This window comes from Streptomyces sp. NPDC111520, from assembly GCF_055635295.1.
Map to the genome: position 1 here is coordinate 368,162 of NZ_JBVKBW010000004.1, position 24,612 is coordinate 392,773.

At 72.6% G+C, this 24,612-nt stretch carries 1 protein-coding gene; it reads left to right on the forward strand.

Going from position 1 to position 24,612, the window contains the following annotated elements; genetic code table 11:
- The first annotated feature begins 15 nt into the window (after positions 1–15).
- A complete protein-coding gene (locus ACZ7MY_RS11800) occupies positions 16–24,564 on the forward strand; it encodes a type I polyketide synthase (RefSeq protein WP_499601208.1) in 24,549 nt (8,182 codons plus the stop codon).
- Positions 24,565–24,612 lie beyond the last annotated feature (48 nt).

Genomic DNA, 24,612 nt, shown 5'->3' on the forward strand with positions numbered 1-24,612 from the left:
AGTGCGGAGTATGTGATGACCACCCCGAACGAAAAAGTCGTTGAAGCGCTGCGGGCATCCCTGAAGGAGACCGAGCGGCTGCGCCGCCGGAACCGGGAGCTGACCGACGCCTCGCGCGAGCCGATCGCCATCGTCGCCATGGGCTGCCGCTTCCCCGGCGGCGTCCGCTCGCCCGAGGACCTGTGGAACCTCGTCGACACCGGCGGCGACGGCATCACCGGCTTCCCCGTCGACCGGGGCTGGGACATCGAGTCGCTGTACGACCCGGACCCCGACCACGAGGGCACCACTTACGCCCGCCACGGCGGCTTCCTCCACGACGCGGGCGACTTCGACCCCGCGTTCTTCGGGATCTCGCCGCGCGAGGCGCTCGCCATGGACCCGCAGCAGCGCCTGCTGCTGGAGGTCACCTGGGAGGCGTTCGAGCGGGCCGGCATTGACCCGGCCACCCTGCGCGGCAGCCGTGCGGGCGTCTTCGTGGGCGCCTCCGCCAACGCGTACGGCGCCGGCGCCGGGGACCTCCCCGACGGCGTGGAGGGCCACCTCCTCACCGGCACCGCCTCCAGCGTCGTCTCCGGCCGCCTCGCCTACGTCTTCGGCCTCGAAGGCCCGGCCGCCACCATCGACACGGCGTGCTCGTCCTCCTCCGTCGCCCTGCACATGGCCGTCCAGGCGCTCCGCCAGGGCGAGTGCTCCCTGGCCCTGGCCGCCGGCGTCACCGTGCTCGCCGGCCCCGACGTCTTCGTCGAGTTCAGCCGCCAGCGCGGACTGTCCCCCGACGGGCGCTGCAGGTCCTTCGCGGAAGCGGCCGACGGCACCGGATGGTCCGAGGGCGTCGGCGTGCTCCTCGTCGAGCGCCTGTCCGACGCGCTCCGCAACGGCCACCCGGTGCTGGCGGTGGTACGTGGTTCCGCCGTCAACCAGGACGGCGCCAGCAACGGACTGACGGCGCCCAACGGCCCGTCCCAGCAGCGCGTCATCCGCCAGGCCCTCGAGAACGCCCGCCTGACCCCCGCCGACATCGACGCCGTCGAGGCCCACGGCACCGGCACGACACTCGGCGACCCCATCGAGGCGCAGGCCCTCCTCGCCACCTACGGCCAGGAGCGGCCCGAGGACCGGCCACTGCTCCTGGGCTCCCTCAAGTCCAACATCGGCCACACCCAGAACGCCGCGGGTGTCGCGGGCATCATCAAGATGGTCATGGCGATGCGGCACGGCGTACTGCCCCGCACCCTCCACGTCGACCGGCCGACCTCGCACGTCGACTGGTCGTCGGGCGCCGTGTCCCTGCTCACCGACGCCGTGGACTGGCCGGAGACCGGCCGCCCGCGCCGCGTCGGCGTCTCGGCCTTCGGCGTCAGCGGCACCAACGTGCACACCATCATCGAGCAGGCTCCGGAGCCCGAGGAGCCGGACGCCCCGGCACCCGCCGCCTTCGGGGGCGCGGTGCCGGTGCTGCTCTCGGCGAAGGGACGCGACGCGCTGCGCGAGCAGGCCCGCCGCCTCCACGCGTACGTCGAGGAGAACTCCGGGTCACGCGCGGTGGACGTCGCGCACGCCCTGGCCACGACCCGTGCCGCCTTCGAGGACCGCGCCGTCGTCGTCGCCGAGGACCGCGCCGGCCTGCTGTCCGGCCTCGCCGCCCTGTCCGAGGGCGAAGCCGCGCCGGGCGTGGTGACGGGCTCGCCCGTCGCCGGCAAGGTGGCGTTCCTGTTCACGGGGCAGGGCAGCCAGCGGCTGGGGATGGGGCGTGAGTTGTACGACACGTACCCCGCCTTCGCGGAAGCGCTGGACGCGGTGCGTGAACGGCTCGGGCTGGACGTGCTGTTCGGGGACGACGCGGAGGCGCTGGACCGGACGGAGTTCGCGCAGCCTGCGTTGTTCGCGGTGGAGGTGGCGCTGTTCCGGCTGCTGGAGAGCTGGGGCGCGAAGCCGGACTTCCTGTCCGGGCATTCGGTGGGTGAGATCGCGGCCGCACATGTGGCCGGGGTGCTGTCCCTTGAGGACGCGTGCACGCTGGTTGAGGCGCGTGGCCGTTTGATGCAGGCGCTTCCGACCGGTGGCGTGATGATCGCGGTGCAGGCGTCGGAGGACGAGGTTCTGCCGCTGCTGAACGAGCGCGTGAGCATCGCGGCCGTGAACGGGCCTTCGTCGGTTGTCATCGCCGGTGACGAGGATGCCGCTGTCGCGATCGTGGATTCCCTCGGGGACCGGAAGTCGAAGCGGCTGACGGTCAGTCACGCGTTCCACTCGCCGCACATGGACGGGATGCTGGAGGCATTCCGAGAGGTCGTGGCGGGGCTCTCCTTCGAAGCCCCGCGCATCGCGGTCGTCTCGAACCTGACCGGCGCTCTCGTCACCGACGAGATGGCGTCGGCGGACTTCTGGGTGCGGCATGTGCGGGAGGCCGTGCGTTTCCTCGACGGTGTGCGCGCGCTGGAGACCGCAGGCGTCACCACGTACGTCGAACTCGGCCCGGACGGCGTGCTGTCGGCGATGGCGCAGGAGTGCGTGACCGGCGAGGGCGCGGCCTTCGTTCCCGTCCTGCGCAGGGACCGGCCCGAGGCCGAGACCGTCACCACCGCGCTCGCCCACGCCCACGTCCGCGGGGTGCCGGTGGACTGGGCCGGGTACTTCGCCGGGACCGGCGCCCGCCGCGTCGACCTGCCCACCTACGCCTTCCAGCGGCAGCGCTACTGGATCGAGTCGGGCCGCGGCGCGGGGGACCTGCGCGCCGTCGGCCTCGAGGCCGTGGGCCATCCCCTGCTGGGCGCCACCGTGGCGCTCGCCGACTCCGACGGCTTCCTCTTCACCGGCCGCCTCTCGCTCGACACGCACCCGTGGCTCGCCGACCACGCCGTCATGGGCTCCGTGCTCCTGCCCGGTACGGCCTTCGTCGAGCTGGCCGTACGCGCCGGTGACCAGGTCGGCTGTGACGTACTGGAGGAACTCACCCTCCAGGCACCCCTCGTGCTGTCCGAGCGGGGCGGCGTGCAGGTGCAGATCCACGTGTCCGCGCCGGACGCGGACGGCACGGGTCGGCGCACCTTCACGCTCTCCTCCCGCGCCGAAGGCGGCGCGGCCGACGAATCGTGGGTGCGGCACGCCGACGGCGTCCTCGCCCAGGGCGCGGCACGCCCGGACTTCGAGTTCGCCCAGTGGCCTCCGGCGGGCGCCGAGGCCGTTCCGACGGAGAACCTGTACGCGGAGCTGTCCGCGCTCGGCATGGCCTACGGCCCCGTCTTCCGCGGGCTGACGGCCGCGTGGCGGGACGGGCAGAGCGTCTACGTCGAGGTCGAACTGCCCGAGGGGAACGCCACGGCGGCCCGGGACTTCGGCCTGCACCCCGCCCTGCTCGACGCCTGCCTGCACGCGCTCGGCCTCGGCGGGCTCGGCGGCAACGACGGCGAAGGACGCCTCCCGTTCTCCTGGACGGGCGTGACCCTGCACGCCGCGGGCGTGGAGGCCGTGCGCGTCCGGCTCGCACCGGCGGGGACGGACGGCGTGCGGCTGGAGATCGCCGACACCTCCGGTGCGCCCGTCGCCACCGTGGACGCCCTCGTGCTGCGCACCGTCTCCGCCGAGCAGGTGCGGGCCGCCCGCGCCGCCCACCACGAGTCGGTGTTCCGTGCCGAGTGGACCCCGCTGCCGGGTACCCCCGACAGCGCCTCCGAGCCGCGCCGTTGGGCCGTCGTGGGCGGGGCCGCCGCTGTCGCCTCGCTGCCGGCTGCGCTGCCCGGCGAGATCGGCGTGCACGCGGACCTCGCCGCCCTCGCCGCGGCCGTCGAAGCCGGGGCGCCCGTGCCGGACGCCGTGGTCGTCGGATACGGCCCGGCGGAGGAGTTGTCGGCCCCGGCCGTGCACGCTGCCACCCACGACGCGCTCGCGCTCGCCCAGGCGTGGTGCGCGGCGGAGCCCTTCGCGGGCGAGGCCTTCGCCGGCTGCCGTCTGGTCGTCGTCACCCAGGGCGCGATCGCCACGGGCGACGGCGCCGGGAGCGCCGACCCCGTGCACGCCGCCGTCGTCGGCCTGCTGCGCTCCGCGCAGTCCGAGTACCCCGACCGCCTGCTGCTCGTCGACACCGACGGACACGAGGACTCCGCCCGCGCCCTGCCGTACGCCCTCGACGCGGCCCTCGCGGCGGACGAACCCCAACTCGCCCTGCGCGCGGGCTCCGTGCACGCCCTGCGGCTGGCCCGGGCCGCCCGCCGGGACGACGACGGCGACGCCGCCGTCACCGCGTACGCACCCGACAGGACCGTGCTCATCACCGGCGCGGGCGGCATGCTCGGCGGCCTGGTCGCGCGCCGCCTCGTCACCGAGCACGGCGTACGCCACCTGCTGCTCGTGGGACGCCGGGGCGGTACCACCCCGGAGGCCGAGCGGCTGCGGGACGAACTGACCGCGCTGGGCGCCACCGTCACCTGGGCGGCGTGCGACGTCGCCGACCTCGAAGCGCTCGCGGACGTGCTGCGCGGCATCCCCGCCGCACACCCGCTCGGCGCGGTCGTCCACACCGCGGGCGTGCTCGACGACGGTGTCATCACGTCCCTCACCCCGGAGCGGCTCTCCGCCGTCCTGCGTCCCAAGGCGGACGCGGCGCTCAACCTGCACGACCTCACCCGGGACCTCGACCTCTCGGCCTTCGTCCTCTTCTCCTCCATCGGCGGCGTCTTCGGCGGCCCCGGCCAGGGCAACTACGCGGCCGCCAACGTCTTCCTCGACGCCCTCGCCCACCACCGGCGCGCCCAGGGCCTCCCCGCCACCTCCATGGCCTGGGCCCTGTGGGCCGGCGACGCCGACGACGCGACCGGCGGCGCGGGCATGGCCGGCACCCTGGACGAGGCCGACATCAGCCGCATGCGGCGCACGGGCCTGCCCCCGCTGACCACCGCGGAAGGCCTGGAACTCTTCGACCTCGCGCACCGCGTCGACGAGGCGACTCCCGTCCTCATGCACGCCGACCTGGCCGCCCTGCGCAACCAGGCCGGGTCCGGCGCCCTGTCGCCGCTCCTGCGCGGCCTCGTCCGGGTGCCCGCCCGCCGGGCAGCCGCCACCACCGGCACCGCGGGAGAGGACGGCCTCCGGCAGCGGCTCGCGGGGCTCGCCCCGGCCGAACGCGACCGCGCCCTGCTCGACCTCGTACGCAAGCAGGTCGCCACCGCCCTCGGCTACCCCGGACCGGCCTCCGTCGAGCCCGGACGCTCGTTCAAGGAGCTCGGCTTCGACTCCCTCACGGCGGTCGAACTGCGCAACCTGCTCGGCGCCGCCACCGGCCGACGCCTGCCCGCCACCCTCGTCTTCGACTACCCGACCGCCACCGCGCTCGCCGGCTTCCTGCGCGAGGAAGTCGTCGGCGACCTGACGGACGGGGCCTCCATCACCACCCACCGGGCCGGCGACCCGGCGCAGGCCGGCTCGCGCGCCGGGACGACGCGGACCGGCGCGGACGACGACCCCATCGCCATCGTCGCGATGAGCTGCCGCTTCCCCGGCGGCGTCACGTCCCCCGAGGACCTGTGGGAGCTCCTGGCCGACGGGCGCGACGGCATCACCGGTTTCCCCGCCGACCGCGGCTGGGACCTCGACCACCTCTACAGTGACGACCCCGACAGCGAGGGCACCAGCTACGCCCGCGAAGGCGGCTTCCTCCACGACGCCGCCGAGTTCGACGCCGACTTCTTCGGCGTCTCGCCGCGCGAGGCGCTCTCCATGGACCCGCAGCAGCGGCTGCTGCTGGAGACCACCTGGGAGACGTTCGAGCGCGCCGGCATCGACCCCACCACGCTGCGCGGCAGCCGCACCGGCGTCTTCGTCGGCTCCAACGCCCAGGACTACCTGCACCTGTGGCTCAACGACGCCGACGGCCTCGAAGGCCACCTCGGGACCGGCAACGCGGCCAGCGTCGTCTCCGGCCGCATCTCCTACACCTTCGGCCTCGAGGGCCCGGCCGTCACCATCGACACCGCCTGCTCGTCGTCCCTGGTCACCCTGCACCTGGCGGCGCAGGCACTGCGCCGCGGCGACTGCTCGATGGCACTGGCCGGCGCCGTCACCATCATGTCCACCCCGGGCGCGTTCACCGAGTTCAGCCGCCAGCGCGGCCTGGCCGCCGACGGCCGCATCAAGGCGTTCGACGCCTCGGCCGACGGCACGAGCTGGTCCGAGGGCGTCGCCCTGCTCCTCGTCGAGCGCCTGTCCGACGCGCGCGCCAACGGGCACCCGGTGCTCGCTGTGATGCGCGGCTCGGCCGTCAACCAGGACGGCGCGAGCAACGGCCTCACGGCGCCGAACGGTCCGTCCCAGCAGCGCGTCATCCGGGAAGCCCTCGCCGACGCCGGCCTGTCGGCCACGGAGGTCGACGCGGTGGAGGCCCACGGCACCGGCACGACCCTGGGCGACCCGATCGAGGCCCAGGCCCTGCTCGCGACGTACGGCCAGGGCCGCCCCGACGGCCGGCCGGTGTGGCTCGGCTCCGTGAAGTCGAACATCGGCCACACCCAGGCCGTCGCCGGAGCCGCCGGCGTCATCAAGATGGTCATGGCGATGAGCCACGGCGTCCTGCCCCGCACCCTGTACGTGAACGAGCCGACGCCGTACGTCGACTGGTCGGCGGGAGACATCGCCCTGCTGACGGAGGCGGTCCAGTGGCCGGAGACCGGCCGCCCGCGCCGCGCCGGCATCTCCTCCTTCGGCTACAGCGGCACCAACGCCCACGCGATCATCGAGCAGGCGCCTGATGTCGTCGTGCCCGCCCAGCAGGAGCCGGCCCGCGACCTGCCCGTCGTGCCCTGGCTCGTCTCCGGCCGGACGGCGGACGCCTTGCGTGCCCAGGCCGAGCGCCTGCACCCGACGGCCGCCGGCATCGCGGACACGGGCGAGCTCGACTTCGCCTACTCCCTCGCCACCAGCCGCGCCGCCCTGGAACACCGTGCCGTCGTTGTCGCCGGGGACCCGGCCGCCCGACTCGACGCCCTCACCGCCCTGGCCCGCGGCGACCACGCACCGGGCCTGGTGCACGGCGCCGTGACGACCGGCGCGCTCGCCTTCCTGTTCACGGGGCAGGGGAGCCAGCGGCTGGGGATGGGGCGTGAGCTGTACGACGCCTATCCGGTGTTCGCACGGGCGTTGGACGCGGTGCGTGAGCGGCTTGGGCTGGATGTGCTGTTCGGTGAGGACGCGGAGGCGTTGGACCGGACGGAGTTCGCGCAGCCGGCGTTGTTCGCGGTGGAAGTTGCCTTGTTCCGGCTGCTGGAGAGCTGGGGAGTGCGCCCGGACTTCGTGTCCGGTCACTCCATCGGCGAGATCGCCGCGGCCCATGTCGCCGGGGTGCTGTCGCTGGACGATGCGTGCACGCTGGTCGAGGCTCGTGGGCGGTTGATGCAGGCGCTGCCGACGGGTGGCGTGATGATCGCGGTGCAGGCTTCGGAGGACGAGGTTCTGCCGCTGCTCACCGAGCGGGTGAGCATCGCCGCGGTCAACGGTCCGCAGGCGGTGGTGATCGCGGGTGATGAGGATGCCGCGGTCGCGATCGTGGATTCTCTCGGGGACCGGAAGTCGAAGCGGCTGACGGTCAGTCATGCCTTCCACTCCCCGCACATGGACGGGATGCTGGACGCGTTCCGTGAGGTGGTGGCGGGGCTTTCGTTCGAGGCTCCGCGCATCCCGGTTGTCTCGAATCTCACCGGTGCGGTCGTAGCGGATGAGATGTCCTCGCCCGACTTCTGGGTGCGGCACGTCCGTGAGGGCGTTCGCTTCCTGGACGGTGTCCGTGCCTTGGAGGCTGCCGGGGTCGGCACGTTTGTGGAGCTGGGTCCGGACGGTGTGCTGTCGGCGATGGCGCAGGAGTGGGTGACGGGCGAGGGCGCGGTCTTCGTTCCGGTGCTGCGCAAGGGCCGTCCGGAGGCTGAGACGGCCGTCACGGCTCTCGCGCAGGCGTACACGCGGGGCGTGGCGGTGGACTGGGCCGGGTACTTTGCTGGCACTGGCACGCGGCGCGTGGACCTGCCGACGTATGCCTTCCAGCGGCGGAGGTTCTGGCCGGAGACCGTGCTCTGGGCGGCCCCGCAGGCCACAGCGCCGGATCAGGCGAGCGCGGTGGACGCCAGGTTCTGGGATGCGGTCGAACGCGAGGACTTGGACTCCCTGGCCGCCGAGTTGGACGTCTCCGGTGATGCGTCGCTGGGTGAGGTGCTTCCGGCGTTGTCGGCGTGGCGTCGGCAGGGCCTGGAGCGGTCGGAGGTGGACGGCTGGCGGTACCGGGTGGTGTGGAAGCCGCTGGCCGAGGCTTCCGCCGCCCGTCTGTCCGGGTCGTGGCTGGTGGTCGTGCCGGCCGGGGGCGCGGACGACGCACCCGTGGTGGATGCGCTGGTGGGGCGTGGTGCGGAGGTGCGCCGGGTCGAGGTCGAACCGGGTATGGATCGCGGGACGCTGGCGGGTCTGGTTGCCGGTGAGTACGCGGGTGTGGTCTCGGTGCTGGGGCTCGTCGACACGACGGGTCTGATCCAGGCGCTGGGCGATGCCAGGGTGGATGCACCGCTGTGGTGTCTGACGCGAGGCGCTGTCTCGGTTGGCCGGTCGGATCGGCTGGTGTCGTCGGGGCAGGCGCAGGTCTGGGGTCTGGGCCGGGTGGCGGCGCTGGAGGTGCCGGAGCGTTGGGGCGGTCTGATCGATCTCCCTGAGCTGCTGGATGAGCGTGCGCTGTCGCGTGTGGTCGGGATCCTGGCCGGCTCCGTCGAGGACCAGGTGGCGGTTCGGTCGTCCGGTGTGTTCGGGCGACGGCTGGTTCGGGCTGTGCTGCCGGAGGGGGCTGGGTCGTGGTCGCCGTCGGGCACGGTGCTGGTCACGGGCGGCACGGGCGCGCTGGGTAGTCGTGTCGCGCGGTGGCTGGCGGAGGCTGGTGTCGAGCGCCTGGTCCTGACCAGTCGGCGCGGCATGGAGGCGCCCGGTGCTGCCGAGTTGGTTGCGGAGCTGGGCGTCGAGGTCTCTGTCATCGCGTGTGACGCCGCTGACCGCGAAGCGCTGCGCGCCGTGCTTGCCGAGCACGCCGACTCGCTGACCGCAGTCGTCCACACCGCTGGCGTCCTGGACGACGGCGTCCTCGACTCGCTGACCCCGGACCGTCTCGAGACCGTCCTGCGGGCCAAGGCTACCTCCGCCCTCAACCTGCACGAGCTGACGACTGAACTCGGCGTGGAGCTTGACGCCTTCGTCCTGTTCTCGTCGATGAGCGGCACGATCGGCGCCGCCGGGCAGGGCAATTACGCTGCCGCGAACGCCTTCCTGGACGCTCTTGCCGAGCAGCGGCGTGCGGATGGTCTGGTGGCGACGTCGATCGCGTGGGGTCCGTGGGCCGAGGGCGGCATGGCGGCCGACGAGGCGATGGCCGCCCGGATGCGCCGTGGTGGGGTTCCGCCGATGCGGGCAGACCTGGCCATGGTGGCGATGCACCAGGCCGCCGGATCTGCTGAGGCGGCCCTCCTGATCGCCGACTTCGACTGGGAGCGTTTTGCGGCCGGTTTCACGTCTGCGCGTCCCAGCAGGCTGCTCGTGGAGCTCCAAGAGACGGCCATCGTTGCGCACAAGGAGAATGCGAACGACGGCTCCGATTCTGCTGGTTCGTCGTTTGCTGTGCGGTTGCGGGGGATGTCTGAGGGCGACCGTGCGCCGTTTGTGCTGGAGTTGGTGCGTCGGCTGGTTGCCGAGGTTCTGGGGCATGGGGGTGTCGGTGATGTCGAGGCGGGTCGGGCGTTCAAGGAGTTGGGTTTTGACTCGCTGACGGCGGTGGAGCTGCGTAATCGGTTGGGTGCGGCGACGGAGCTGCGGTTGCCGGCGACGTTGGTCTACGACTATCCGACGTCGGCTGCGCTGGCGGAGTATCTGCGGGGTGAGTTGCTGGGGACGGTCCGTGTTGCGGATGCGGATCTGCCGGCGGTGATCGTTGCGGATGATGATCCGATCGCGATTGTGGCGATGAGTTGCCGGTTCCCGGGTGGTGTGCGGAGCCCCGAGGACCTGTGGCAGTTGCTGGCGTCGGGGACGGATGCTGTTTCGGGGTTGCCGTTGGACCGTGGCTGGGATGTCGCGGGGTTGTATGACGCTGATCCTGGTGCGCAGGGCACGTCGTATGCGCGTGAGGGTGGCTTCGTTTATGACGCGGCTGACTTCGATGCGGACTTCTTCGGGATCTCGCCGCGTGAGGCGCTGGCGATGGATCCGCAGCAGCGGATGCTGTTGGAGACGTCGTGGGAGGCGTTCGAGCGGGCCGGCATAGACCCGGCTTCTCTGCAGGGCAGTCAGACCGGTGTGTTCGTCGGCACGAACGGCCAGGACTACCTGTCGGTGCTGCTGGAGGATTCCGAAGGCCTGGAAGGCCACTTGGGCACGGGCAACGCGGCGAGCGTGGTCTCGGGTCGCATCTCCTACACCTTCGGCCTCGAGGGCCCGGCGGTGACGGTCGACACGGCGTGTTCTGCCTCGCTGGTGGCGTTGCACTGGGCGGTGCAGGCCCTGCGCAATGGCGAGTGTTCGCTGGCGCTGGCCGGTGGTGTGACGGTGATGTCGACGCCCGGCACCTTTGTGGAGTTCAGCCGTCAGCGTGGTCTGGCGGAGGACGGCCGGGTCAAGGCGTTCGCCGCTGCCGCTGATGGCACGGGCTGGGGTGAAGGTGTCGGCCTGCTGCTGGTCGAGCGGCTGTCGGACGCGCGGCGCAACGGTCACCCGGTGTTGGCGTTGGTGCGGGGTTCGGCGATCAACCAGGACGGTGCGAGCAACGGTCTGACGGCGCCGAACGGCCCGTCGCAGCAGCGCGTGATCCGCCAGGCCCTGGCGAGCGCCGGGCTGGCGGCCACTGACGTGGACGCGGTCGAGGCGCACGGCACCGGCACCCGGCTGGGTGACCCGATCGAGGCGCAGGCGCTGCTGGCCACCTACGGTCAGAACAGGCCCGAGGACCGGCCGCTGCTGCTCGGCTCGATCAAGTCGAACATCGGTCACACGCAGGCCGCGGCCGGTGTCGCGGGTGTGATGAAGATGGTGCTCGCGATGCAGCACGGGGTGCTGCCGCAGACCCTGCACGTGGACGAGCCGACCCCGCACGTGGACTGGACGGCGGGTGACATCGCGCTGCTCACCAAGCAGCAGGAGTGGCCGGAGACCGGACGGCCCCGTCGAGCGGGTATCTCGTCGTTCGGGTTCAGCGGCACCAACGCCCACACCGTCATCGAACAGGCACCGGAGGCCGCCGAGCTCGATGACTCGGAACTGCCCATCGAAGAACTGCCGTTCCTGCCGCTGGCACTGTCCGCGAAGACCGACATCGCCCTGCATGAGCAGGCGGCGAATCTCCGGGACCGGCTCGTTGCGGCTCCGGAGGTGCGGCTGTCCGACGTGGGGCGAACGCTGACGACGGGCCGCTCGGCTCTCGAACGTCGTGTGGTGGTGACGGCACAGGGCCGTGACGACGTACTGGCCGCGCTTGAGGCGCTGGCCGAGGGCGCCCCCGCTCCCGGCACGGTGACCGGATCCCCGGTCGCGGGCAAGCTCGCCTTCCTGTTCACAGGCCAGGGCAGCCAGCGGTTGGGGATGGGGCGTGAGCTGTACGGCGCGTACCCGGCCTTCGCGGACGCCCTGGACGTGGTCTGTGCGCATATGGATGCGCACCTTGATGTGCCGCTGAGGGACGTGCTCTTCGGGGAGGACACCGCGGTTCTGGACCGGACGGAGTTCACCCAGCCGGCGCTGTTCGCCGTCGAAGTGGCACTGTTCCGGCTGGTTGAGTCGTGGGGCGTGAGGCCCGACTTCCTGTCCGGCCACTCCATCGGCGAGATCGCCGCTGCCCATGTGGCCGGGGTGCTGTCGCTGGAGGACGCGTGCGCGCTGGTCGCCGCTCGTGGGCGGTTGATGCAGGCGCTGCCGGGTGGCGGTGTGATGATCGCGCTGCAGGCCTCGGAGGACGAGGTCCTGCCGCTGCTGAACGACCGCGTGAGCATCGCCGCGGTCAATGGCCCTTCGTCGGTGGTCATCGCCGGTGACGAGGACGCGGCGGTCGCGGTCGTCGCGCGCTTCGAGGGACGGAAGTCGAAGCGGCTGCAGGTCAGTCACGCGTTCCACTCGCCGCACATGGACGGCATGCTGGACGCCTTCCGTGAGGTCGTGGTGGGGCTTTCGTTCGAGGCCCCGCGTATCCCCGTGGTCTCCAACCTGACGGGTGCCGTGGTCACCGACGAGATGGCCTCGCCCGACTTCTGGGTGCGGCACGTCCGTGAGGCTGTGCGCTTCCTGGACGGTGTCCGTGCGCTGGAAGCGGCCGGGGTCAGCACGTTCGTGGAGCTGGGTCCGGACGGTGTGCTGTCGGCGATGGCGCAGGAGTGCGTGACGGGCGAGGGCGCGATCTTCGTTCCGGTGCTGCGCAAGGGCCGTCCGGAGGCGGAAACGGCTGTTTCGGCTCTGGCGCAGGCGCACGTCCGGGGTATCGAGGTCGACTGGCGGAAGTTCTTCGCCGGGACCGGTACGCGGCGGCCGGACCTGCCGACGTATCCCTTCCAGCGAAAGCGGTACTGGCCGGAGGCGGCGCTCCCGGGGAACGCTCTGGCCGGTGGTGCCGTGGACACCGTGGACGCCCGCTTCTGGGACGCCGTCGAGCGCGAGGACCTCACGTCACTGGTCACCACCCTCGGTGCCGATGACGACACTGCTTGGGCGAGCGTCCTGCCTGGTCTGTCGGCGTGGCGTCGGCAGGGTCGTGAGCGGTCGGAGGTGGACGGCTGGCGGTACCGGGTGGTGTGGAAGCCGCTGGCCGAGGCTTCCGGTGCTCGTCTGTCCGGGTCGTGGCTGGTGGTCGTGCCGACCGGGGACGACTCGCTGGTGGCGGACGCACTGGCGGATCGAGGCGCGGAGGTGCGCCGGGTCGCGGTCGAGCCGGGTATGGATCGCGGGACGCTGGCGGGTCTGGTTGCCGGTGAGTACGCGGGTGTCGTGTCGCTGCTCGGGCTTGTGGAGTCGGTCTCGCTGCTGCAGGCGCTGGGCGATGCCCAGGTGGATGCCTCGTTGTGGTGTCTGACGCGGGGTGCGGTGTCGGTCGGCCGGTCGGACAGGTTGACCTCGCCGGTCCAGGCTCAGCTGTGGGGTCTCGGCCGGGTGGCCGCCCTGGAGGTTCCGGAGCGTTGGGGCGGTCTGATCGATCTCCCTGAGCTGCTGGATGAGCGTGCGCTGTCGCGTGTGGTCGGGATCCTGGCCGGCTCCGTCGAGGACCAGGTGGCGGTTCGGTCGTCCGGGGTGTTCGGGCGGCGGCTGGTCCGCGCTGCGCTGCCGGAGGGCACGGCGTCGTGGATCCCCTCGGGCACAGTCCTGGTCACCGGCGGCACGGGCGCGCTGGGTGGCCAGGTTGCGCGGTGGCTGGCCGAGGCTGGTGCCGAGCGGTTGGTCCTGACCAGCCGGCGCGGCATGGACGCGCCGGGTGCGGCTGAGCTGGTGGCGGAGCTGGGCGTTGACGTCTCCGTTGTGGCGTGTGATGCCTCCGACCGGGAGGCCCTGCGGGCGCTGCTCGCCGAGCACGCCGGCTCGCTGACCGCTGTCGTCCACACGGCGGGCGTCCTGGACGACGGCGTGCTGGATGCCCTGACGCCGGAGCGCATCGGCGGTGTTCTTCGGGCGAAGGCCACGTCGGCGCTCAACCTGCACGAGCTGACGAACGAGCTGGGCATCACCCTCGCCGCCTTTGTCCTCTTCTCTTCTGCCGCCGGTGTATGGGGAGCCGCGGGTCAGGGCAATTACGCTGCCGCGAACGCCTTCCTGGACGCTCTTGCCGAGCAGCGTCGTGCGGATGGTCTGGCGGCGACGTCGATCGCGTGGGGTCCGTGGGCCGAGGGTGGCATGGCGGCCGACGAGGCGATGGCCGCCCGGATGCGCCGTGGCGGGGTCTCCCCGATGAACGCGGCGACGGCGGTGACCGCCCTGCACCGCGCGGTGGGTGCCAAGGACACCGTCGTTGCCGTCGCGGACATGGACTGGGAGCGCTTTGCTCCTGGATTCACGTCCGCGCGTCCCAGCAGGCTCCTTGCCGAGCTGCCGGAGGCGATGGCGGTCGCCCGCGTTGAAGAGGGCACGGATGAGTCCTCTCAGGCGGTCGGTTCGTCGTTTGCTGTGCGGTTGCGGGGGATGGCGGAGGGCGATCGTGCCCCGTTTGTCCTGGAGTTGGTGCGGCGTCTGGTTGCCGAGGTTCTGGGGCATGGGGGTGTGGGGGATGTCGAGGCGGGTCGGGCGTTCAAGGAGCTGGGCTTTGACTCGCTGACGGCCGTCGAACTGCGTAATCGGTTGGGTGCGGCGACGGAGCTGCGGTTGCCGGCGACGTTGGTCTACGACTATCCGACGTCTGCTGCGCTGGCGGATTATCTGCGGGGTGAGGTGCTGGGGACGGTCCGTGTTGCGGATGCGGATCTGCCGGCGGTGATCGTTGCGGATGATGATCCGATCGCGATCGTGGCGATGAGTTGCCGGTTCCCGGGTGGTGTGCGTTCTCCGGAGGATCTGTGGCAGTTGCTGGCGTCGGGGACGGATGCTGTTTCGGGGTTGCCGTTGGACCGTGGCTGGGATGTCGCGGGGTTGTATGACGCTGATCCTGGTGCGCAGGGGACGTCGTATGCGCGTGAGGGCGGCTTCGTTTATGACGCGGCTGACTTCGATGCGGACTTCTTCGGGATCTCGCCGCGTGAGGCGCTGGCGATGGATCCGCAGCAGCGGATGCTGTTGGAGACGTCGTGGGAGGCGTTCGAGCGGGCCGGCATTGATCCTGTGACGCTGCAGGGCAGTCAGACCGGTGTGTTCGTCGGCACGAACGGCCAGGACTACCTGTCGGTGCTGCTGGAGGATTCCGAGGGCCTGGAAGGCCACCTCGGGACCGGCAACGCGGCCAGCGTCGTGTCGGGTCGGCTGTCGTATGTGTTCGGGCTGGAAGGCCCGGCGGTGACGGTCGACACGGCGTGTTCGGCGTCGTTGGTGGCGTTGCACTGGGCGGTGCAGGCGCTGCGTAATGGTGAGTGTTCGCTGGCGCTGGCCGGTGGCGTGACGGTGATGTCGACGCCGGGCACCTTTGTGGAGTTCAGCCGGCAGCGCGGCTTGGCGGAGGACGGCCGGGTCAAGGCGTTCGCCGCCGCCGCTGATGGCACGGGGTGGGGTGAGGGTGTTGGTCTGCTGCTGGTCGAGCGACTCTCGGACGCCCGGCGCAACGGTCACCCGGTGCTGGCGTTGGTGCGGGGTTCGGCGATCAACCAGGACGGGGCGAGCAACGGTCTGACGGCGCCGAACGGCCCGTCGCAGCAGCGCGTGATCCGCCAGGCCCTGGCGAGCGCCGGCCTGTCGGCCACCGATGTGGACGCGGTCGAGGCGCACGGCACCGGCACCCGGCTGGGCGACCCGATCGAGGCGCAGGCGCTGCTGGCCACCTACGGTCAGAACAGGCCCGAGGACCGGCCGCTACTCCTGGGCTCGATCAAGTCGAACATCGGTCACACGCAGGCCGCGGCCGGTGTCGCGGGTGTGATGAAGATGGTGCTCGCGATGCAGCACGGGGTGCTGCCGCAGACCCTGCACGTGGACGCGCCGACGCCGCACGTCGACTGGTCGGCGGGCGACATCGCGCTGCTCACCGAGCAGCAGGAGTGGCCGGAGACCGGACGGCCGCGTCGGGCGGGCATCTCGTCGTTCGGGTTCAGCGGCACCAACGCCCACACCGTCATCGAACAGGCACCGCTGAACGACGACGTGGAGCAGGTCGCTCCGCAGGACGAGGAGAAGCGGTACCTCCCCCTGGCGCTCTCGGCGAAGAGTGACAGTGCCCTGCGTGAGCAGGCCGGGAATCTTCGTGCGCGGTTGGTCGGGGCTCCGGAGGTGCGGCTGTCCGACGTGGGGCGGACGCTGACGACGGGCCGTTCGGCTCTCGAACGGCGTGTGGTGGTGACCGCCCAGGGCCGTGAGGATGTGCTGGCGGCGCTTGAGGCGCTGGCCGAGGGAAGCCCCGCTCCCGGCACGGTGACCGGATCCCCGGTCGCGGGCAAGCTCGCCTTCCTGTTCACGGGCCAGGGCAGCCAGCGCCTGGAGATGGGCAGGCAGCTCTACGACACCTACCCGGCATTCGCCGAAGCCCTGGATGCGGTCAGCGCCCACCTCGACACCCAGCTCGAACGGCCCCTGCAGACCGTTCTGTTCGGGGACGACGCGGAGGCGCTGGACCGGACGGAGTTCACCCAGCCGGCGCTGTTCGCCGTCGAGGTGGCACTGTTCCGGCTGCTGGAGTCCTGGGGGGTGAAGGCCGACTTCGTGTCCGGCCACTCCATCGGTGAGATCGCCGCCGCGCACGTTGCGGGAGTCTTCTCACTGGAGGATGCCTGCGCGCTGGTCGAGGCGCGTGGGCGATTGATGCAGGAACTGCCCGGCGGTGGCGTGATGATCGCGGTGCAGGCGTCGGAGGACGAGGTCCTGCCGCTGCTGAACGACCGCGTGAGCATAGCTGCGGTCAACGGTCCGCAGGCGGTGGTGATCGCGGGGGATGAAGACGCCGCCACGGCGATCGTGGAGTCCTTCCCGGACCGCAAGTCGAAGCGCCTGACGGTCAGCCACGCCTTCCACTCCCCGCACATGGACGGCATGCTCGACGCCTTCCGCGAGTTGGTGTCCGGGCTGTCGCTCGAGGCCCCGCGCATCCCCGTGGTCTCCAACCTGACGGGCGCGGTGGTCACCGACGAGATGGCCTCGGCGGACTTCTGGGTGCGGCACGTCCGCGAGGCCGTCCGCTTCCTCGACGGCGTCCGCACGCTGGAGGCCGAAGGAGTCACGACCTACCTGGAGCTCGGCCCGGACGGTGTGCTGTCGGCGATGGCGCAGGAGTGCTTGACGGGCGAGGTAGCCGCGGCTTTCGCCCCGGTGCTGCGCAAGGGTCGGCCCGAGGCGGAGACCGCCGTCACGGCGCTCGCGCAAGCGTACGTCCGAGGCGTGGAGGTGGACTGGACCGGATTCTTCGCCGGGGCTGGCGGACGACTTGTCGATCTGCCGACATACGCCTTCCAGCGCAAGCGGTACTGGCCAGAGGCGGCACTGACCGTTAACGCGTCCGGCGGCGGGACCGTGGACACCATCGACTCCCGGTTCTGGGACGCCGTCGAGCGCGAGGACCTGGCCTCGCTGCTGGCGGAGTTGGACGTCGCGGGCGATGCGTCGCTGGGTGAGGTGCTTCCGGCGTTGTCGGCGTGGCGTCGGCAGGGTCGGGAGCGGTCGGAGGTGGACGGCTGGCGCTACAGGGCAGTCTGGAAGCCGCTGACCGAGGCCCCCGGCGCGCGCCTTTCCGGGTCGTGGCTGGTGGTCGTGTCGACCGGGGGCGCTGATGATGCAGCGGTCGTGGGCGCGCTGGCCGGGCGTGGTGCGCAGGTGCGCCGGGTCGAGGTCGAGCCGGGCACGGATCGTGCGGCGCTCGCGGGTCTCGTCGCTGGTGAGTACGCCGGTGTGATCTCGCTGCTGGGGCTCGTCGACACGGTGAGTCTGATCCAGGCCCTCGGCGATGCCCGAGTGGGTGCCCGGTTGTGGTGCCTGACGCGAGGCGCCGTTTCGGTCGGCCGTTCGGACCGGCTGACCTCGCCGGAGCAGGCTCAGCTGTGGGGCCTGGGTCGGGTCGCCGCCCTGGAGGTGCCGGAGCGCTGGGGCGGTCTGATCGACCTGCCCGAGGTGCTGGACGAGCGGGCGCTCTCGCGCGTGGTCGGTGTGCTGACCGGCTCCGGTGAGGACCAGGTGGCCGTGCGCTCCTCCGGGGTGTTCGGGCGACGGCTGGTCCGCGCTGCGCTGCCGGAGGGTACGGCGTCGTGGGCCCCGTCGGGCACGGTGCTCGTGACCGGTGGCACGGGCGCGCTCGGTGGTCATATCGCCCGGTGGCTGGCGGGTGTGGGTGCCGAGCGGCTGGTGCTGACCAGCCGGCGCGGCATGGACGCGCCGGGTGCCGCGGAACTCGTTGCCGAGCTGGGCGTCGACGTCTCCGTCGTCGCCTGTGACGCCTCCGACCGCTATGCGCTGCGGGCACTGCTCGCCGAGCACGCCGGCTCGCTGACCGCAGTCGTCCACACGGCGGGCGTCCTGGACGACGGCGTCCTCGACTCCCTGACCCCGGACCGTCTCGAGACCGTCCTGCGAGCCAAGGCCACGTCCGCCCGCAACCTGCACGAGCTGACGACCGAACTCGGCATCACTCTCGACGCCTTCGTCCTCTTCTCCTCGACGAGCGGCACGATCGGCGCCGCCGGCCAGGGCAACTACGCGGCCGCCAACGCCTACCTCGACGCCCTCGCCGAGCAGCGCCGGGCCGACGGCCTGGCCGCGACGTCGATCGCGTGGGGTCCGTGGGCCCAGGGCGGCATGGCGGCCGACGAGGCGATGGCCGCCCGGATGCACCGCGGCGGCATTCCTCCCATGGACGCCGCTCGTGCCATCTCGGCCCTGCGGCGTGCGCTGGAGGCAGGGGACGCCGCCGTCGCCATCGCGGACATCGACTGGGAGCGGTTCGCCCCCGGCTTCACCTCCGTCCGGGGCAGCATGCTCCTCGCCGATCTGCCCGAGGTCCAGCGAGCCCTCGCCCCGCGTACCGGCGAGGCCGGGGACGCCCGGGGCGACGGGAACGCGGCACACGGTGCCGACTCGCTCGCGGAACGGCTCGGGAAGCTGAACGAGCCGGAGCGGGAGCGGGCGCTGCTCGACCTCGTGCGCGGGGAGGTGGCGGCGGTCCTCGGTCATGCCGGAACGGAGACCGTCGGCGCGGAGCGGGCGTTCAAGGAACTGGGCTTCGACTCGCTGACCGCCGTCGAGCTGCGCAACCACCTGGGTGCGGCGACCGGGATGCGCCTGCCGGCCACCCTGGTCTACGACTACCCGACGTCGGCGGCCCTCGCCGACTACCTGCGAGGGGAGCTGTTCGGCACGCAGCCCGTGGTGCCGGGCCCGGTCGTCGCCTCCGTACCGGTGGACGAGGACCCCATCGCGATCGTGGCGATGAGCTGCCGCTTCCCGGGCGACGTCCGGACCCCGGAGGACCTCTGGCACCTGCTGGCGACCGGAACGGACGCGGTCGGGGAGTTCCCGGCGGACCGCGGCTGGGACGCGGAAGCGCTCTTCGGCTCGCAGACGGCCGGCGAGGAGGTGCCGCCGTACGCCCAGGAGGGCGGATTCCTCTACGACGTGGCGGACTTCGATCCCGGCTTCTTCGGGATCTCCCCGCGCGAAGCCGTCGCCATGGACCCGCAGCAGCGGCTGCTGCTGGAGACGTCGTGGGAGGCGTTCGAGCGGGCCGGGATCGACCCGGCCTCGCTGCGTGGGAGCCAGGCGGGCGTCTTCGTCGGCACGAACGGTCAGGACTACCTCTCCCTCGTGCTCAACTCCGCTGATCGTGACGGGGGTTTCCTCGGCACCGGCAACTCCGCGAGCGTGGTGTCGGGCCGTATCTCGTACGTCTTCGGTCTGGAGGGGCCGGCCGTGACGGTCGACACGGCGTGCTCCGCGTCCTTGGTGGCGCTGCACCTCGCGGCGCAGGCGCTGCGCAACGGCGAGTGCTCGCTCGCCCTGGCCGGCGGCGTGACGGTGATGTCGACGCCGGGTGCCTTCGTGGAGTTCAGCCGCCAGCGCGGTCTGGCGGCGGACGGCCGGGTCAAAGCCTTCGCCGCTGCCGCCGACGGTACGGGCTGGGCCGAGGGCGTCGGCATGCTGCTGGTGGAGCGGCTGTCGGACGCGCGCCGCAACGGCCACCCGGTACTGGCTCTCGTCCGGGGCTCGGCGGTCAACCAGGACGGTGCGAGCAACGGCCTGACGGCGCCGAACGGCCCGTCACAGCAGCGGGTGATCCGCCAGGCCCTGGCCAGCGCGGGTCTTGCGGCCACCGATGTGGACGTGGTCGAGGCGCACGGCACGGGCACCCGCCTGGGTGACCCGATCGAGGCCCAGGCACTACTGGCCACCTACGGTCAGGGGCGCTCGCCGGAGCAGCCGCTGCTGCTCGGCTCGATCAAGTCCAACATGGGCCACACGCAGGCCGCGGCCGGTGTGGCCGGTGTGATGAAGATGGTGCTGGCGATGCAGCACGGCGTGCTGCCGCAGACCCTGCACGTGGACGAGCCGACCCCGCACGTCGACTGGTCGGCCGGAGAGATCGCGCTGCTCACCGAGCAGCGGGAGTGGCCGGACACCGGTCGCCCCCGCCGCGCCGGCATCTCGTCGTTCGGCGTGAGCGGCACCAACGCGCACACCATCGTGGAGCAGGCCCCGCCCGCCCCGCAGGTCGCCGACGCGGAGCCCGGCTGGACGAACGAGGAGAGCGCCGCGACGCCTTCGGTGTGGGTGCTGTCCGGCAGGACCGAGACCGCCCTGCGCGACCAGGCGGAACGCCTGCGCGACCATCTGGCCGCACACGGGGAGTCGCGTCCGCTCGACGTCGCCTTCGCGCTGGCGACCGGACGGGCGGCGCTTGACCACCGTGCCGCGATCGTCGCCGATCACCGCGAGGCGTTCGGGGACGGACTCGCCGCCCTGGTGGCGGGGGACTCCACCGCGCAGGCGGTCCGCGGCGTGGCGGACACGGAACAACGAGTGGCGTTCCTGTTCACGGGGCAGGGCAGCCAGCGGCTCGGGATGGGGCGCGAGCTGTATGACACGTACCCCGTGTTCGCCGGGTCACTGGACGCGGTGTGTGCGCACCTGGACCGGCATCTCGAAGTGCCGCTCAAGGACGTGCTGTTCGGGGACGACGCCGATGTCCTGAACCGCACGGAGTTCACGCAGCCGGCGTTGTTCGCGGTGGAGGTGGCGGTGTTCCGGCTGGTCGAGTCGTGGGGTGTGCGACCGGACTACCTGTCCGGTCACTCCATCGGTGAGCTCGCCGCCGCGCATGTGGCCGGGGTGCTCTCGCTGGAGGACGCGTGCGCGCTGGTCGCGGCGCGTGGCCGGTTGATGCAGGCGCTGCCGGGTGGCGGTGTGATGATCGCCCTCGAAGCGGCTGAGGACGAGGTCCTACCCCTGTTGGACGAGCGGGTGAGCATCGCCGCGGTCAACGGCCCGCGGTCGGTGGTCATCGCGGGTGACGAGGACGCCGCGGTCGGCATTGCGGCGTCGTTCGAGGACCGCAAGTCGAAGCGACTGACGGTCAGCCACGCCTTCCACTCCCCGCACATGGACGCCATGCTCGCGGACTTCCGGAAGGTCGCCGAGGGGCTGTCCTACGGAGCCCCGCGCATTCCGCTGGTCTCCAACCTGACCGGTGCCCTGGTGACGGACGAGGTGACGTCGCCCGAGTTCTGGGTGCGGCACGTCCGTGAGGCCGTGCGCTTCCTGGACGGCGTCCGCGCGCTGGAGGCCGCAGGCGTCACCACCTACATGGAGCTGGGCCCGGACGGCGTGCTCTCCGCCATGGCCCAGGACTGCGTGACCGGGGAGGGCGCCGCCTTCGTTCCCGTCCTGCGCAAGGGCCGCCCCGAGGCCGAGACGGCCGTGACCGCCCTGGCGCATGCCCACACCCGCGGCGTCACCGTCGACTGGGCCCGGTTCTTCGCCGGGACCGGCGCCCGCCGCGTCGACCTGCCCACCTACGCGTTCCAGCGCGAGCGCTACTGGGCGGAGTACCTGCCCGAGTACGAGGACGTGGCATCGGTCGGCATCGGCGCGGCCGGGCACCCGCTGCTCGGGGCCGCGGTCGAGCTGCCCGGCTCGGACGGCTTCGTCCTCACCGGGCGGCTGTCCACCCGGACGCACCCCTGGCTCGCCGACCACGTGGTGGCCGACACGGTCGTCCTCCCCGGCGCGGCCTTCGTCGAGCTGGCCCTGCGCGCCGGCGACGAGGCCGGGTGCGCCGGAGTGGAGGAGCTGACGCTGGAAGCGCCGCTGGTCCTCCCCGACAAGGGCGCCGTGCAGCTGCGCGTCACCGTGGGCGGCGCGGACGAACGGGGGCGGCGTCCCGTGCAGGTGTACAGCCGGATCGACGCGGCGACCGGGACGGGCGCAGGCGCGGACGGGGAGTGGACCCGGCACGCCGACGGTCTCCTCTCCGGTGTCACGGACCTGCCGACGACCGTCACCACGGACCAGGAAGGGGCGGCGCAGTGGCCGCCCGCCGGTGCGGAGCAGGTCTCCGTGGACGACGTCCGTGAGCGGCTGTCGGGCGCCGAGCTGTACCACGGTCCCGCCTTCCGGTCCCTGACCCGGGCCTGGGTGCGGGGCGGGGAGGTCTTCGCCGAGGCCAGGCTGCCGCAGGAGCAGCAGGCGTCGGCCGGGCGGTACGCGCTGCACCCGGCGCTGCTCGACGCCGCTTCGCAGGCGCTGGCGGCCGGCCCCGCCGGCACGGGCCGGACGTCCGTGGCGTGGCGCGGCGTGCACCTGCACGCCGTCGGCGCGGACGCCCTGCGGCTGCACGTTGCACCGGCCGGTGAGGACACCGTCTCGGTCGTCGCGGCCGACCTGAAGGGCGCGCCCATCGCCACGGTCGACGCGCTGGTGACGGAGCGGCCCGACCCCGCCCGGTTCACGCAGGCCCCGGTGGGTGTCCGCGAGTCGCTGTTCCGGCTCGACTGGACCCCTGTGCCGACGACCGGTTCGCCGACCGCGGGCGCCGTCCCCTTCGCGGTGGTCGGGGACTCCGCCGGCGCGCTGCAGCAGGTCGGCGTCGCCATGGAGACGTACGCCGACCTCGCGGCGCTCGACGCGGCCGTCGCGGCGGGCGGGACGATGCCGGGGACGGTGCTCGTGCCGCTGACCGGGATGACCGGTGCGCAGGCCGGCATCGACACCGCCGACGGCGTCGCGCGCCTCGCGGGCGAGGTGCGCGACACGGCGCACCGGGCGCTGGAACTGGTACAGGACTGGCTGGGCAACGGCAGGTTCGCCGGGGCGCGGCTCGTCGTCGTGACCCGGGGCGCGGTGGCCGTAGGCGCCGGCGAGGCCGAGGACCTGGCGCAGGCGCCGGTGTGGGGCCTGGTGCGTACGGCGCAGACGGAGAACCCGGACCGCTTCGTCCTGGTCGACGTCGACGGGACCGACGCCTCCTGCCGGGCGCTGCCGGCCGCCCTCGCGTCCACGGAGCCCGAACTCGCCGTACGCGGGGGAGCGGTGTTCGCCTCCCGCCTGGCCAGGACCGAGGCGACGGGCACGGACAGCGCCGTTCGCCCCTTCGACACCGAGGGCACCGTCCTGATCACCGGCGCCGGCGGCGGCCTGGCCGGGCTCGTCGCCCGGCATGTCGTTGAGACGTACGGAGCGCGGCGGCTGCTGCTGGTGAGCCGTCGCGGCGCGGCGGCGGACCACGCCCCCGAGCTCACCGCGCAACTGCGGGCCGCGGGCGCGGAGGTGACGTGGGCGGCGTGCGACGTGGCCGACCGTGACGCGCTCGCCGCGGTCCTGGCGGGCGTACCCGCCGAGCATCCGCTGACGGCGGTCGTGCACACCGCGGGCGTCCTGGACGACGGGATCGTGGACCTGCTCACCCCGGAGCGGATGGACCGGGTGCTGCGGCCCAAGGCCGAGGCCGCCCTCCACCTGCACGAGCTGACCCGGGACCTCGACCTGTCGGCGTTCGTCCTCTTCTCGGCCGCCGCGGGCACGCTCGGCGGCGCCGGACAGGCCAACTACGCCGCGGCGAACGTCTTCCTCGACGCCCTCGCCCGGCACCGCGACCGCAGCGGTCTTCCCGCGCTGTCCCTGGCCTGGGGCATGTGGGCCGAGGAACGCGGCATGGCGGGCCGGCTGACCGAGGCGGAGCGGGGCAGGGTCGCCCGCGGCGGCATCGTGCCGCTGTCTGCGGAGGAGGGCCTGGCGCTTCTCGACGCGGCCCTCACGGCGGGCGAACCCGTGCTCGTACCGGTCGGCATCGACCTGCCGACGCTGCGGGCGAGGGCCGCGGACGGCGCGCTCCTGCCGATGTTCCGGGGCCTGGTGCGCACCCCCGCGCGCAGGACGGTGCAGGCTACGGGGAGCGCGGCGGCCACGGCCACGGACGGTGGTGCGGACGAGCTCACGCTGACGGAGCGCCTCAGCGGGCTCCCCGCGGCGGAGCGGGAGCGGACCGTCCTGGACCTGGTGCGTACCCAGGTGGCCGCCGTCCTCGGGTACCGGTCGGCCGATCTCGTCGGTGACGGGCAGGCGTTCAAGGAGCTCGGCTTCGACTCGCTCACGGCGGTGGAGCTGCGCAACCGCCTGAGCGCCGCCAGCGGCCTGCGACTGCCGGCCACCCTGGTCTACGACTACCCCAACCCGGCGGCCCTCGCCGGACACCTCCTGGGGGAGATGGCCCCGGAGCCGGCCGAGCGCGGGCTGTCGGTACTCGAGGAGATCGGCCGGCTGGAGAGCACCTTCTCCTCGCTGACCCCGGAGGAACTGTCCGAGGCAGCGGCGGACGACGCCGCGCACGCGCGCGTGGCGGTGCGTCTGCAAGCGCTGCTGGCCCAGTGGAACGAGGCCCGTGGGACGGCCGGCGAGTCCGGGGCCGACGAGATCGAAGAGGCCAGCGACGACGAGCTGTTCGCGCTCATCGACAAGAAGTTCGGCAAGGCCTGACCCGACACGTCGCGGACGCACCGCCGCCCTCCGGCGGTGCGTCCGCCC